Here is a 14,159-nt window from a genome sequence, read left to right as displayed (position 1 = left end):
CCTTTTCATTCTTTGTTTAGTAGATTTCCTAAACAATTTAGTGGTGAAAAGCGTGTAAGAATTCTATTTAAACTCAGTCTAGACGGAGTAATTTGCCAATGTCAACGATGTATTCTTATCGCATTATGTTTATTCGTTTTGCTAAACAAGCGAAGTTTGCGAATTTAGTTTATTCGCTAAACGGCACATTCCGCTTAATGAGATAGAAGTGAAGCGCGACGGGGTGAATGCCCTTGCGATTGGTACGCGGCACCGGGATCTGCTGCGTGTTTTGTATTTTTGTATCGATGCATGCGATCGTGAATCGCACAGGCGCGGCAGCGGCTGAACAGACTCACGCGGATCGCGGAGCGCACGCGGCATACGGAATTGACGTAGAACGCGCGCGAATAAATTCGCGCTTAAAAAGAAAAACCCCGGCGGACACGATATGTCTGCCGGGGTTTATCGGATCGCTCCGAACTGCTTTACATGTTTTCGATCAGCACCTGACCGAAGCCCGAGCACGACACTTGCGTCGCGCCTTCCATCAGGCGTGCGAAGTCGTACGTGACGCGCTTTTGCAGGATCGACTTTTCCATCGACTTGATGATGACGTCAGCCGCTTCGGTCCAGCCGAGGTGGCGCAGCATCATTTCCGCCGACAGGATTTCCGAACCCGGGTTCACATAGTCCTTACCCGCATACTTCGGCGCCGTGCCGTGCGTCGCTTCGAACATCGCCACGGAATCCGACAGGTTCGCACCCGGCGCGATACCGATGCCGCCGACCTGCGCAGCCAGTGCGTCCGAGATGTAGTCGCCGTTCAGGTTCAGCGTTGCGATCACGTCGTATTCGGCCGGACGCAGCAGGATCTGCTGCAGGAATGCGTCGGCGATCACGTCCTTCACGACGATATCGTTGCCCGTGCGCGGGTTCTTGAACTTCATCCACGGGCCGCCGTCGATCAGCTCGGCGCCGAATTCCTTCTGCGCGAGTTCATAACCGTAGTCACGGAACGCACCTTCCGTGAACTTCATGATGTTGCCCTTGTGAACTAGCGTCAGCGAGCGGCGGTCGTTGTCGATCGTGTACTGGATCGCCTTGCGCACCAGACGCTCCGTACCTTCGCGCGACACCGGCTTCACGCCGATCGCCGACGTTTCCGGGAAGCGGATCTTCTTCACGCCCATTTCTTCGCGGAAGAACTTGATGACCTTCTTCGCCTGCTCCGACTCGGCCGCCCATTCGATACCGGCGTAGATGTCTTCCGAGTTCTCGCGGAAGATGACCATGTTGGTCTTTTCCGGCTCACGCACCGGCGAAGGCACGCCCTTGAAGTACTGCACCGGACGCAGACACACGTACAGGTCGAGTTCCTGGCGCAGCGCGACGTTCAGCGAACGGATGCCGCCGCCGACCGGAGTCGTCAACGGACCCTTGATCGACACGACGTATTCCTTCACGACCTCGAGCGTTTCTTCCGGCAGCCACACGTCCGGACCGTACACCTTGGTCGCCTTCTCGCCGGCATAGACTTCCATCCAGTGGATTTTCTTCTTGCCCGCGTACGCTTTCTCGACCGCCGCATCGACGACCTTGATCATCACCGGCGTGATGTCCGCGCCCGTGCCGTCGCCTTCGATGAAGGGGATGATCGGCTGGTCGGAAACGTTGAGCGAGAAATCCGCATTGACGGTGATCTTGTCTCCGCCGGTCGGGACCTTGATGTGCTGATACGGCATGGTCGACTCCAGTGATAGCTGTGCTGATGGAAGCTGTGGGGAAAGCAGACTATGAACTGCGGAACCGGGCGCCTCGTTGCGCGCGGTGCCGGGCGCCAGCAAGCGGCCAGGGCGTTATTCTAGCCCACGCCGACGACTGCACGCCCGCACCTGGACACGACGTTTTTGCATGGACGGTCGTACCCGGGTTCCCAAGTCTTATATAAGACAAAAGACTTGCTGTTTCATATTATGCATTAATATCTCGCCATTTGCCAACGCGCTCGCGGGCTAACCCGCGCCAGCCGGGGCTTCCCCGACCCACCGATCCGTATGCGTCTGCTCGCCCTCAACAAGCCTTTCGGCACGATCTGCCAGTTCTCGCCGCACGAGACGCGCGCGTCGCTGGCGGACTGGGTCAAGGTGCCCGGCGTTTATCCGGCCGGCCGGCTCGATTCGGACAGCGAGGGCCTACTGCTGCTCACCGACGACGGCGCATTGCAGGCACGCATCGCCGAGCCCCGGCACAAGCTCGTCAAACGCTACTGGGCCCAGGTGGAAGGCGCACCGGACCCGTCGACGCTCACAGCGCTCGCACGCGGCGTCGATCTCGGCGACTACGTGACGCGTCCGTGCAAGGCCGCCTTCGTCACACCGCCGGATACGCTATGGCCACGCAATCCGCCGATCCGTTATCGCGCTGCGATTCCGACCACATGGATCGAACTGTCGATCACCGAGGGCAAGAATCGCCAGGTGAGGCGGATGACGGCCGCGGTCGGATTTCCGACGCTGCGGCTCGTGCGTGTCGGCGTCGGTGCACTCGATATTTTTTCGCTCGGACTGCAGCCCGGCGAAAGCATCGACCTCCGTGCGAATGCGCCGTGGGACGGTATCGCGTAATCCAGACGTCCCGGGACAATCGTCCATCCGACGCCTAACCCGTTGTGGCGGCACGTATTTCTTATCGAAACGAACACGCCAACGTCAACGCAATCACACGCGAATAAACAATCCCGAAATTTCACGAAAGAATTTCGTCAACCGTGTGCCGAACTCACGCGTTATTCGACGCAGATGCCACCGAAGCTATCCGGCATTCAGCCATAAGAGCCTTTGTGCACGCCGCTCCAACGGCCTGCACGAATAGTTCGAGCGCTAGCAGTGCCCGTCGGAAAAATTCTTCGACGGGTCTGTCAACCGAAAGGTGGATGGCACGTTTACCGGCATGACTCAAGAACCGGGTCATCTGGTTAATTAACCGCAACTCAAGCTGAGGATTTACAAAATGAACAAACTGATCGCCGCTCTGGTCGCTGGCCTGTTCGCAACGGCTGCTTTCGCACAAGCTTCGGCTCCGGTCGCTGCTTCGGCTGCTCCGGCTGCTGCTGCTTCGTCGGCCAAGAAGGCCACGAAGGCTACGAAGCATCACGCAAAGAAGTCGCACAAGAAGGCAGCAGCAGCTGCTGCAGCTTCGGGCGCTTCGGAATAAGTTAGCTTGTAAAACGCAGTCAAGAACCAGCAGTATTGCCGTTCTTACGGCGTTGAAAGGCAGATCACCGCAAGGCGATCTGCCTTTTTGTTTTTGACGCGCTCGCGTAACATGCGCGGGTTATTTTCGAGGCAAGGAGTGTTGTCGTGCGATTTCCCCTGCGCTTGTCGATGGCACGTGTCGCGATTGCGATCATGTTGCCCCTCGCTGCTTTATCGTCGGCCTGGTTTGCCGCGCCCGTTACCGCTCACGCACAGCAGATGCCCGCAGGCGCGAAGCAGCCCGGCGATTTCCCGCGTGCGAAACTTACTGCCGGCATGTTCGTGATCGACGCAGCCGTCGCCGCCAACGATGCCGATCGCGAACAGGGCTTGATGTATCGTTCGCAGCTCGCGCCCAACGAAGGCATGCTGTTCGTCTTCAACGAAAACGCGGTGCACTGCTTCTGGATGAAGAACACGCTGATCCCGCTGTCGATCGCCTTCATGCGCGCCGACGGCACGGTCACCGACATCGACGAGATGCAGGCCGAGACGGAGAACAACCACTGCCCGCGCAACAACGGCGTCTATGCGCTCGAGATGAGCAAGGGCTGGTTCACGTCGAAGGGCATCAAACCCGGGACGAAGATTCAGGGGCTGCCCGCACCGCAGTGATCGCCAGAGCGCGCGTCGCGATGGGTCGACGGCGATGCGCACCCGGCACCGGAAACAGAAAAGCCGGCGGCATGCCGGCTTTTTCGTATTCATCCGACCGGCGCGCCGGACAGGTTCGATTCACGTGCCGCGCCGCCACCGTCATCGTCCCAAACTGCCCGCCCAGCAAGAATCCTGCAAAAGCCTGACGCAGGCGCTATCCTTATAGTCTTCGTACCGCAGCACCCCGATCGTCCGGACGGCATATCCAGCCGTTCGACGTTTTTCCATCGGCGCGCCCAACTCCAAGGAGATTCACGTGCCCCGCAAGACTCCCATCGAGCGTTACCGGAACATTGGTATCAGTGCTCACATCGATGCCGGCAAAACCACCACCACCGAACGCATTCTGTTCTACACCGGCGTGACTCACAAGATCGGCGAAGTTCACGACGGTGCGGCGACGATGGACTGGATGGAGCAGGAGCAGGAGCGCGGCATCACGATCACGTCCGCTGCTACGACCGCGTTCTGGAAGGGCATGGCCGGCAACTACCCGGAACACCGCATCAACATCATCGACACCCCGGGTCACGTCGACTTCACGATCGAGGTCGAGCGTTCGATGCGCGTGCTCGACGGCGCGTGCATGGTCTACGACTCGGTCGGCGGCGTGCAGCCGCAGTCGGAAACGGTGTGGCGTCAGGCGAACAAGTACAAGGTGCCGCGCATCGCGTTCGTCAACAAGATGGACCGCGTCGGTGCGGACTTCTTCCGCGTGCAGCGGCAGATCGGCGACCGCCTGAAGGGCGTCGCGGTGCCGATCCAGATTCCGGTCGGCGCGGAAGAAAACTTCCACGGCGTCGTCGATCTGGTGAAGATGAAAGCGATCTACTGGGACGACGAGAACCAGGGCATCAAGTTCGAGTACCGGGATATTCCGCCGGAACTCGAAGCCACCGCGAAGGAATGGCACGACAAGATGGTCGAGGCCGCCGCCGAAGCGAACGAGACACTGCTCGAAAAATACCTGGGCGGCGAAACGCTGACCGAAGACGAAATCAAGCACGGCATCCGCACGCGCTGCATCGCGAATGAAATCGTGCCGATGCTGTGCGGCAGCGCGTTCAAGAACAAGGGCGTGCAGGCGATGCTCGACGCGGTGATCGACTATCTGCCGTCGCCGGTCGACGTGCCCGCCATCACCGGTCACGACGAATACGACAAGGAGATCGAGCGTCATCCGACCGACAGCGATCCGTTCTCCGCGCTCGCGTTCAAGATCATGACGGACCCGTTCGTCGGCCAGCTGATTTTCTTCCGCGTGTATTCGGGCGTCGTGAATTCGGGCGACACGGTCTACAACGCGATCAAGGAAAAGAAAGAGCGCCTCGGCCGGATCCTGCAGATGCATGCGAACGAGCGCAAGGAAATCAAGGAAGTCTACGCGGGCGATATCGCCGCGGCGGTGGGCCTGAAGGAAGCGACCACCGGCGATACGCTGTGCGATCCGAACCACGTGATCATCCTCGAAAAGATGATTTTCCCGGAGCCGGTGATCTCGCAGGCCGTCGAGCCGAAGACCAAGGTCGACCAGGAAAAGATGGGTATCGCGTTGAACCGTCTCGCACAGGAAGATCCGTCGTTCCGCGTGCAGACCGACGAAGAATCCGGCCAGACGATCATCTCCGGGATGGGCGAGCTGCATCTGGAAATTCTCGTCGACCGGATGAAGCGCGAGTTCGGCGTCGAGGCGACTGTCGGCAAGCCGCAGGTGGCGTACCGCGAAACGGTGCGCAACAAGGTCGAGGACGTCGAAGGCAAGTTCGTCAAGCAGTCGGGCGGGCGCGGCCAGTATGGCCACGCGGTGATTACGCTCGAGCCGGCGGAGCAAGGCAAGGGCTACGAATTCGTCGACGCGATCAAGGGCGGCGTGATTCCGCGCGAATACATTCCGGCAGTCGACAAGGGCATCACGGAAACGCTGAAGGCCGGCGTGCTCGCGGGCTATCCGGTGGTCGACGTGAAGGTCACGCTGACCTTCGGTTCGTACCACGACGTCGACTCGAATGAAAACGCGTTCCGGATGGCCGGCTCGATGGCGTTCAAGGAAGCGATGCGCAAGGCGAAGCCCGTGCTGCTCGAACCGATGATGGCCGTCGAAGTGGAAACGCCGGAAGACTTCATGGGCAACGTGATGGGCGATCTGTCGAGCCGTCGCGGGCTCGTGCAGGGCATGGAAGACATCGCGGGCGGTGGTGGCAAGCTGGTGCGCGCCGAAGTGCCGCTTGCGGAGATGTTCGGTTACTCGACGTCGCTGCGCTCGGCCACGCAAGGTCGCGCTACGTACACGATGGAGTTCAAGCACTACGCCGAAACGCCGAACAACGTCGCCGAAGCGGTGATCAACGCGAAGCGGTAACACGTGTGCCGCTGCTAAGGCGGCTCGCGGCAACACCCGAAAGCCCGTTCCATGTGAACGGGCTTTTTTTCGCCCGTCCACGCGGTTCGTATCGCGCGTCCACCCATCCGTTTTTTGAACGTGCAAAAATGCCTGACGACACCGGGCAGCTCGCCGGAAGCCACATGCAGAAGGAGACACCATGAGCCACGATCACGACCATCCGCATCATCATGACGATGAACCCACCGCACCCGTCGACTGGCGCGAGCACGGCGTGAAGGTCATCAAGGGCGATCAGCTGGACACCAACACCGCGCAGACGCCGGGGATGAACCGCGCGGCCGCGATCAACGCAGCGCGCGTCGGCGCGCAGAAAATCTGGGCCGGCACCGTGACGATCCATCCGGATGCGAAGACCGGTGCCCATCACCACGGCGCGCTCGAAAGCGTGATCTACATCGTGCGCGGTCACGCGCGGATGCGCTGGGGCGATCACCTCGAATTCGTTGCCGAGGCAGGTCCCGGCGACTTCATCTTCGTGCCGCCGTTCGTCCCGCATCAGGAGATCAACGCGAGTACCGACGAGCCGCTCGAATGCGTGCTCGTGCGCAGCGACAACGAAGCGGTCGTCGTGAATCTCGACATCGATGCAGTCGAATCGCCGCAGACCGTTCACTGGGTCGATCCGATTCACCGTCATCCGCACGAACACTGAAGCACTCGTTCATCCATCGTTTCTTCGCTACGTCATGACCTCGACCGCTGCGCTGCGCCCTCGCCTCGTCACGCTGTACGCCGTGCTGATCGGCGCCAATCTCGCCGCCTGGCTGTGGGCGTTCGTCGCGTTCCGCCACTATCCGCTGCTGCTCGGCACCGCGCTGCTCGCGTATGGTTTCGGTCTGCGCCACGCGGTCGACGCGGACCACATCGCCGCGATCGATGCCGTCACGCGCAAGCTGATGCAGGCGGGCAAACGACCGCTCGGTGTCGGCCTCGCGTTCTCGCTCGGTCACTCGACGATCGTCGTCGCGGCCACCGTCGGCATCGCGTTGACCGCGCTCAAGTTCCACGATCGATTCGATGCGTTCAAGGCGATCGGCGGGACGATCGGCACGATCGTGTCCGCCGTGTTTCTGCTTGTGCTGGCCGGCGTGAATCTCGTGATCCTGCGCGATGTGTGGCGCCGCTACCGTCATGCGCAGCGCAGCGGCGAACCGCTCGCCGACGATGAAACCGCAACCGCGCCGGCGGGTCTGCTGTCGCGCGCACTGCGGCCGCTCTTTCGCGTCGTCACGAAAAGCTGGCACATGTACCCGGTCGGCGTGCTGTTCGGTCTCGGCTTCGACACCGCGACCGAAATCGGCCTGCTCGCGATCGCCGCAGCGGAAGCAGGCAAGGGTCTGCCGCTGTATTCGATCCTCGTGTTCCCCGCGCTCTTCACGGCGGGCATGACGCTCGTCGATTCCACCGACAACGTGCTGATGGTCCACGCATACGGCTGGGCAATGGACGACCCGAAGCGCAAGCTCTACTACAACGCGAGCATCACGTTCGTGTCGGCGCTGGTCGCGATCGTGATTGGCGGCGTCGAGGCATTGGGGCTACTGTCGGACAAGTTTGGTCTGAGCGGCGGCGCGTGGGATGCGATCGGTGCGGTCAACGAGCGCTTCGGCGCGATCGGCTACGGCATCGTCGCGTTGTTCATGGCGTGCTGGATCGGCTCGGTGCTGTTTCATCGCTGGCGTGCGCCGGTCACGCTCGCCGCACGCATACACCGTCACCGCGGCCACCGTCGCCACGATAACGACTGAACCGCTTCTAAAGCGTCGTCGCACGACACTTCGCGCGACGCGAGGCTGTCGCATCGCCTTCGCCTGGCAGCGAATTGGCAGCTGAGTGACAGCATGTCTGCGGCACACTAACCGCACGAATCGCGCGCGGCATCGCAGCAATGCGTTGTCGCGACGACACGTCTCGTGCGCCGCAGGCGTTCCGGATCGACGGGCAATCGCTTACACTGAACGCCCAGCCCGCCATCGCAGCACCGCTCGCCTTGCCGCGCCGCCATCGTGCGACGTTCCCCCAAAACCGAACGGATACTCCCCCGATGAAGACACCCGCGGACCGCTCCCTTACCATCGCTCTCGAAGCAGCACGCCGCACCGCCGACTCTCACGGCAATCACGCAATCGACGAATTCGTTGCAGGCCGTCTGTCGCGCCGCGAACTGCTGCGCCATGCGAGTGTGCTTGGCCTGTCGCTCGCAGCGGGCGGCCTGCTCGGCATGCCGAGCGCGCGCGCCCAGGGTGCTGCAGGTACCGCCGGTGCAAACGCGACGATCCGCGTCGCACATCTGACACCCGCAGGCGCAGTCGACCCGCTCACCGTCACCGACGCCGCCAGTCTCGCGCTGCTGAACCAGACCGGCGAATTCCTGATCGACGACGACGGTCAGCAACTCGTGTTGAAGCCCGCGCTCGCACTGTCGTGGAAACCGAACGACAAGGGCGACGTCTGGACCTTCAAGCTGCGGCCCAACGTGAAGTTCCACGACGGCCAGCTGTTCAGCGCGAAGGACGTCGTCGCAACGTTCGATCGCCTCGCCGATCCGGCAACCGGTTCGGCTGCGCTATCGGTGTTGAAGGGCGTGCTGTCGAAAGGCGGTGCGAAGGTCGTCGACGAGCATACCGTCGCGTTTCATCTCGATGCACCGAACGGCAATTTCCCGTACTACGTGTCGTCGGATAACTACAACGGCGTGATCCTGCCCGCGAACTACGCGGGCAACTACGAGAAGAGTTTCATCGGCACGGGTCCGTTCAAACTCGAGAAGTATCAGCCGAAGGTCGGCGCATCGTTCGTACGCAATCCGGACTACTGGGGCGAAAAGGCATTGCCGCAGCGCGTGCAGTTTTCGTTCTATGCGGACGAGCAGGCGCAGATCCTCGCGCTGCAGGGACACCAGGCCGACGTGATGGGCACGTTCACCGTGCAGGGCGGCTCGGGCATCATGAACAATCCCGAGTTCCAGGTGATGGGCGTGAAGTCGAGCGCGCATCGGCAGATTCACATGCGCAACGACAATCCGCTGTTCAAGGACAAGCGCGTGCGCCAGGCGCTCGCACTGACGCTCGATCGCGATGTGATCGTGCGTGGCCTCTTCCGTGGCAGGGCGCAGATCGGCAACGACAGTCCGTTTGCGCCGGTGTTTCCGTCGTCGGATGCGGGCGTGCCGCAGCGGAAAATCGACATCGCGAAGGCGAAGCAGCTGCTCGCGCAGGCCGGCGTCGCGAACGGCTTCGACGTCACGCTCACCACCGAAAAGTACATGGAGATTCCCGACCTCGCGGTCGTCGTGCAGAACGCGGCGAAGGCGATCGGCGTGCGCATCAATCTCAAGGTCGAAAGCCAGTCGCTCTATTACGGCGCGGGTACGCCCGGCAAGTCGGACTGGCTCGACTCGCCGCTCGGCATCACCGACTACGGCCATCGCGGCGTGCCCAACGTGTTCCTGAACGCCCCGCTCACAAGCTCAGGCACATGGAATGCTGCGCACTTCCGTAATCCGCAGTACGACAAGCTCGTCGCACAGTTCGTCGCCACACTCGACATCGCGTCGCAGAAAAAGGTGGCCGGAGAAATCCAGACGCTGCTGCTCGACGAAACGCCGGTCATCATTCCGTTTTTCTACGACCAGTTGATCGCCGCGCGTGCGTCGTTGCGCGGCATGCGCTTCACGGCGCTCGCCCAGCTGTACTTCGATCGCGCGGTGCTTGCGTAAGCGTTCGACGCAGCGAGCCACGAGGTCACTACCGGAACATCGATGTCGACTACGGTTTCGTCTTCCGTCGCCCGGGTCGCGCGCAGCAACGCGGGACGCATCGCGCGTTTTCTCGCGACGCGCGCGCTGCTGTCGCTCGTCACGCTGTGGCTGCTGTCGGTGATCGTGTTCGCGGGCGGCCAGCTGCTGCCCGGCGATATCGGCCGCGCGATTCTCGGCCCGCTCGCCGATGCGCGCGCGGTCGCCGCGCTGAATCACCAGCTCGGCGCGGACCGTCCGCTGTTCACGCAATACATCGACTGGATCTCGCATTTCGTGCGCGGCGACATGGGACTCTCGTATGCGTACCGTGAGCCGGTCGGACCGTTTATCAGCGATGCGCTCGCGCATTCGGCGAAGCTCGGTTTCCTCGCGTTCGTTGTCGTCGTGCCGCTCGGTATCGCGGGCGGTGTGTGGGCTGCGATGAATGCGGGCCGCTGGCTCGATCGGACGATCAGCATCGCGGGGTTGTCCGCGACCGTCGTGCCCGAGTTCGTGTCGTCGATCGTGCTGATCCTGATCTTCGGCGTATGGCTGCGCTGGCTGCCGATCGAAGCGTCGTACCCGCCCGAGGCCGGCGCGCTCGAACAGTTAAGACATCTGGTGCTGCCGGTGCTGCCGCTCGTGTTCGTGTTCTTCGGCTATATCGCACGGATGGCGCGCGCGGGCACCGTCGAAGCACTCGATGCCGACTACACGCGCACTGCTGTTCTAAAGGGTCTGCCGAGGCGCATCGTGATCTGGCGTCACGTGCTGCGCAACGCATTGCTGCCGACCGTCACGGTCGCCGCGACGCAATTGGGCTACATGATCGGCGGACTCGTCGTCGTCGAGACGCTGTTCCACTACCAGGGCATCGGCTCGCTGATCTACAACGCCGCGAAAGCGAAAGACTTCCCGATGCTCGAAGCGGGCGTGCTGACCATCGGCATCGTGTACACGGTCGCGAACCTCGTCGCCGATGCGCTGCACGTGCTGCTCAATCCGCGGCTGCGTGTGAGGAGCGCCGAATGAGCACGATCCTCCCCGATACGTCGCCGCCCCGGCCGCACGATTCGCGCATCGATACGCTGCGCGTGCTGCTGCGCTCGCCCACGTTCGTCGTCGGCGCGGTGATCGTGCTGTGGTGGATCGCGTGCGCGGTCGCCGGGCCGTGGATCGCTCCCCTCGACGCGTACGCGTCCGATCCGCTGAACTCGCTGATGCCGCCCGATCACACGCACTGGTTCGGCACCGACCAGCTCGGCCGCGACGTGTTCTCGCGCGTGATCGCGGGCGCACGCGACATCCTGACGATCGCCCCGCTCGCGACGCTGCTCGGCACGCTTGCGGGCACCGCGCTCGGGCTGGTGGTCGGTTACTTCGAAGGCTGGATCGACAACGTGATCGGCCGCGCGATCGACGCCGTGCTCGCGCTGCCGCTCGTGATCGTCGCGCTGCTCGCGCTCGCGGCCGTCGGTGCATCGAACTTCACGGTGATCCTCGTGATCGGCATCACGTTCACGCCGATCACCGCGCGCACCGTGCGCGCCGCCGTGTTCGCCGAACGTCATCTCGACTACGTCGCGGCCGCGCAGCTGCGCGGCGAGCGCGCGCCGTACATCATGTTCGCGGAGATCCTGCCGAACGTGCTGCCGCCGATCATCGTCGAAGCGACCGTGCGCCTCGGCTACGCGATCTTCGCGGTCGCGACGCTGTCGTTTCTCGGCTTCGGCATCCAGCCGCCTTCCGCCGACTGGGGGCTCGCGCTGTCCGAGTCGTACACGTTGATGGCAGGCGGTGCATGGTGGACCGTCGTGTTCGACGCGGCCGCGATCGCGTCGCTGGTGGTCGGCGTGAATCTGATCGCCGACAGCGTGCAGGGAGTGCTCGACCGATGAACGGCCCGCCGCCCGCCTCGTTCCCCGCGTTCGACGTGTCGAAGAGCGATCGCACCGACGCGCTGACGATCGTCGGCCTCACCGTGACCTACCGGATTCGCGGACGCGACCGCGAGGTGCTGCAGGACGTGTCGTTCCGCATCCGGCGCGGCGAAGCGTATGGGCTCGTCGGCGAATCGGGTTGCGGTAAATCGACGGTCGCAATGGCCGCGCTGCGCTATCTGCCGCGCAACGGCAAGGTGAAGGCCGGCAAGATTTCGATCGCGGGACAGGACGTGCAATCGCTCGGATCGGAGGCGCTGCGCGTGATGCGCGCTCGTTCGATCTCGATGGTCTATCAGGATCCGTCGCGCGCGCTGAATCCGTCGCTAACCATCTCGCGCCAGGTCGCCGAGGCGTTCGAAGCCGCCGGCGCGACGCGCGCGGAAGCGCTGCGACGCACGCTCGAGATGTTGAAGCGCGTGCGCATCGCCGCACCCGAGCGCGTGATGGACAGCTATCCGCATCAGCTGTCGGGTGGCATGCAGCAGCGCGTCGTGATCGCGATGGCGCTCGCGTCGAACCCAGAACTGCTGATCCTCGACGAACCGACCACCGGCCTCGACGCGACCGTCGAGGCCGAAGTGCTCGATCTCGTCGCGCAGCTGCGCGAGGAATTCGGCACCGCCGTGCTGTTCATCAGCCACAACCTCGCAGTGATCGGCCGGATGTGCGAGCGCGTCGGCGTGCTGTATGCAGGCAAGCTGGTTGAAGAAGGCGCGACCCGCGACGTATTCGACGCGCCGCGCCATCCGTACACGGTCGGCCTGCTGCGCTGCCTGCCCGACACGGGCCGCAGCAAGGACGACGCGCGGCTCGACACGATCGCCGGTCATCTGCCGGCGCCGGGCTCGGTTGTGCAGGGCTGCATTTACGCGGATCGTTGCCGGCTCGCCGACGATCGTTGCCGCCGCGACGCACCGCCACCCTATCGCGTTGCGTCGGCACATGGCGAGCAGATGTCGCGCTGTCATTATCACGAGCGTGCGGCGGATTTGCCTCGGGCGGTGAAGGAAGGGCCGGTTGCTTCGGTCGCTTCAGCTGCTGGCATTGCGAACGGCAAGGAACGCGCCCTCGTGCTGCGCGCCGAAAACGTATCGAAGACTTTTTACGCCAGCGGCGCAGCGCTGCATGCAGTCGATAACGTGTCGCTCGATCTCGCCGCCGGCGAAACACTTGGGCTCGTCGGCGAATCGGGCAGTGGCAAGACGACGCTCGCGAAGCTGATGCTCGGCCTGCTGTCGCCCGATGAAGGCAGCGTGCTCGAACTCGACGGCGCGCCGCTGTCGCCGCGCATCGGCGGCCGCAACGACGAGCAGGTCAAGTCGATGCAGATCGTGTTCCAGAATCCGGACTCCGCGCTCAACCGCTCGCATTCGGTGAAACGGCTGATCGGCCGTGCGCTGTCGCGGCTCGGTGCGTTGCGCGGTCCCGCGCACGACGAACGCCTCGCGGCGCTGACGGCAGCGGTGCGACTGCCCGACCGCTATCTCGGCGCACGCACGCGACAACTGTCGGGCGGACTGAAGCAGCGCGTCGCGATCGCGCGCGCGTTTGCCGGCGATCCGCGCGTGGTGGTCTGCGACGAACCCACGTCGGCACTCGACGTCTCCGTGCAGGCCGCGATCCTCAACCTGCTCGCCGATCTGCAGCGCGAACGCGGTGTGAGCTATGTCTTCATCTCGCACGATCTGCACGTCGTGCGGTATCTGTCGGACCGCATCGCGGTGCTGTACGTCGGTCGGCTGCTGGAGATCGGACCAGCCGCTGCCGTGTTCGACGGCCCGCATCACCCGTACACCGAAGCGCTGCTGTCGTCGGTGCCGACGCTCGACGATGCGAACGCACACCAGCGCATCCGCCTCGACGGCGATCCGCCGAGCGCAGCCGCACCGCCGTCGGGCTGCGTATTCCACACGCGCTGTCCGCGCAAACTCGGCGCGATCTGCGAACAGCAGGACCCGCCGTTCGTCGATGCCGGCGACGGCCATCGCATCCGCTGCCATATCCCGCTCGCGGATCTGCGCCGTCTCCAGCTCGGCGAGCCGTAACGGCCCGCCGTCACGGCTGACGTCTCGGCTGACGTCGACGTCGCAACGTCGCGGCGTCACCCGCGTTTCACGTTCGAAACGTTTTCCACGCATTTCTCCAGTGCAGCGCGCCGCGCGGTTTGCCCGTGTCAGGCG

General features: G+C 63.2%; 11 protein-coding genes. 10 read left to right on the top strand and 1 reads right to left on the bottom strand.

Annotated elements, in window-relative coordinates; genetic code table 11:
• Positions 1-467 precede the first annotated feature (467 nt).
• Positions 468-1,724 carry an NADP-dependent isocitrate dehydrogenase gene (gene icd / locus E1748_RS13065; RefSeq protein ID WP_133647660.1) on the bottom strand — a complete coding sequence of 419 codons (1,257 nt, stop codon included), beginning with the start codon at positions 1,722-1,724 and terminating at the stop codon, positions 468-470.
• A gap of 312 nt (positions 1,725-2,036) precedes the next feature.
• Here icd and E1748_RS13060 point away from each other — a divergent pair, with 312 nt between their 5' ends.
• The 10 genes from E1748_RS13060 to E1748_RS13015 all read left to right on the top strand — a co-directional run bounded on the left by E1748_RS13060 (position 2,037) and on the right by E1748_RS13015 (position 14,024).
• Positions 2,037-2,606, top strand: a complete 570-nt coding sequence (locus E1748_RS13060; RefSeq protein ID WP_133647659.1) for a pseudouridine synthase — start codon at positions 2,037-2,039, stop codon at positions 2,604-2,606.
• Positions 2,607-2,991: 385 nt separating this feature from the next.
• Entirely contained in the window at positions 2,992-3,195 is a 204-nt protein-coding gene (locus E1748_RS13055) for a hypothetical protein (protein ID WP_133647658.1), read from the top strand.
• Positions 3,196-3,341: 146 nt separating this feature from the next.
• A complete protein-coding gene (locus E1748_RS13050) occupies positions 3,342-3,851 on the top strand; it encodes a DUF192 domain-containing protein (protein ID WP_133647657.1) in 510 nt (169 codons plus the stop codon).
• Between the two features lie 298 nt (positions 3,852-4,149).
• Positions 4,150-6,252, top strand: coding sequence for an elongation factor G (fusA, locus tag E1748_RS13045; RefSeq protein ID WP_133647656.1), 2,103 nt, complete (start codon positions 4,150-4,152; stop codon positions 6,250-6,252).
• Between the two features lie 181 nt (positions 6,253-6,433).
• On the top strand, positions 6,434-6,949 hold the full coding sequence (locus tag E1748_RS13040; RefSeq protein ID WP_133647655.1) for a cupin domain-containing protein: 516 nt from the start codon (positions 6,434-6,436) through the stop codon (positions 6,947-6,949).
• Positions 6,950-6,983: 34 nt separating this feature from the next.
• On the top strand, positions 6,984-8,045 hold the full coding sequence (locus E1748_RS13035) for a HoxN/HupN/NixA family nickel/cobalt transporter (protein WP_133647654.1): 1,062 nt from the start codon (positions 6,984-6,986) through the stop codon (positions 8,043-8,045).
• A gap of 296 nt (positions 8,046-8,341) precedes the next feature.
• Complete coding sequence (locus E1748_RS13030) at positions 8,342-10,015, top strand: ABC transporter substrate-binding protein (RefSeq protein ID WP_133647653.1); 1,674 nt, start codon at positions 8,342-8,344, stop codon at positions 10,013-10,015.
• 42 nt (positions 10,016-10,057) lie between these two features.
• Positions 10,058-11,068, top strand: coding sequence for an ABC transporter permease (locus E1748_RS13025; protein WP_133647652.1), 1,011 nt, complete (start codon positions 10,058-10,060; stop codon positions 11,066-11,068).
• Positions 11,065-11,934, top strand: a complete 870-nt coding sequence (locus E1748_RS13020; protein WP_133647651.1) for an ABC transporter permease — start codon at positions 11,065-11,067, stop codon at positions 11,932-11,934. The genes E1748_RS13025 and E1748_RS13020 overlap by 4 nt, the downstream gene beginning before the upstream one ends.
• Positions 11,931-14,024 (top strand): ABC transporter ATP-binding protein, encoded by a 2,094-nt coding sequence (locus E1748_RS13015; RefSeq protein ID WP_133647650.1) that lies wholly within the window; start codon positions 11,931-11,933, stop codon positions 14,022-14,024. Before E1748_RS13020 ends, E1748_RS13015 begins: the two co-directional genes overlap by 4 nt.
• Positions 14,025-14,159 lie beyond the last annotated feature (135 nt).

Source organism: Paraburkholderia flava, assembly GCF_004359985.1.
GTDB classification, from domain to species: Bacteria; Pseudomonadota; Gammaproteobacteria; order Burkholderiales; family Burkholderiaceae; genus Paraburkholderia; species Paraburkholderia flava.
The sequence above is the reverse complement of the archived record's forward strand: the minus strand, read 5'-3'. Positions and strand labels throughout refer to the sequence as shown.